At 63.1% G+C, this 764-nt stretch carries 1 pseudogene; it reads left to right on the top strand.

Annotated elements, in window-relative coordinates:
- Positions 1-764: pseudogene (locus tag WG29040_RS24270) on the top strand (RHS repeat domain-containing protein); the annotation flags it as partial.

The raw sequence follows: 764 nt of genomic DNA, 5'->3' as shown, positions 1-764 counted from the left end.
GAAACGGCTACCCGAACGCCGAATGCACAGCATGTAGAAGTGCAGACCCAGCAATGGCGCAAAGACGGCAAGCTGACCCGGCGCGAACTGACCCGCGACGGTGTTCTGGTGCGTAGTGAAACCTTCGACTACGACCTGCGCGGACGGATGATTGCCCATCGCCTTGCAGGGCCGTCGTTGCCCGAAGATGCCCACGGCAAAACCTACCGCGAGCAACACTTCCAGTACGACGCCCTCGACAATATTCGTCGACTGGAAACGGTATTTGCCGACGCCAGCGCCAGCAATATCAGTACATTTACCTACAATCCCGCCGACCTCACCCAGCTGATCAACGTCAGCCACAGCCGCGCCGATTACCCGGCACCGGTAACCCTGGAGTACGACGCGCTGGGTAATCTCAAACGCGACGAGCGCGGTAATCCACTGCACTACGACGCCCTGGGCCGACTGATCGGGGTAACCCTGCCTACCGGCGAGCGCCGCTGGCACTACGGCCCGGCGGGCAACATCATCAAGACCGAAGACTCTACCGGCCCGCGCTGGCGTTACCACACCGGCGGCCAGCTCAGCTGCGAGATGGGTGAAGACACCCAGACCCGCTGGGTAAGGGCCGGCGCTGTTCCCGTGGCAGAAAGTCGACTGGCATCGGCAGTGCGCGAAGTCATGCTGCTGGGCACCGACGCCCAAGGCTCAGTGACCACAGAAGCCCAGGACGCTATCCACACCCCGGTCTACGGCGCCTACGGCCAGAGCCAGCCCGG

This window comes from Pseudomonas sp. PAMC 29040, assembly GCF_003994535.1.
In the GTDB taxonomy this organism is placed as follows: domain Bacteria; phylum Pseudomonadota; class Gammaproteobacteria; order Pseudomonadales; family Pseudomonadaceae; genus Aquipseudomonas; species Aquipseudomonas paraversuta.
Note: the sequence above shows the minus strand (reverse complement) of the source record. Positions and strands in the feature narration are given on the sequence as shown.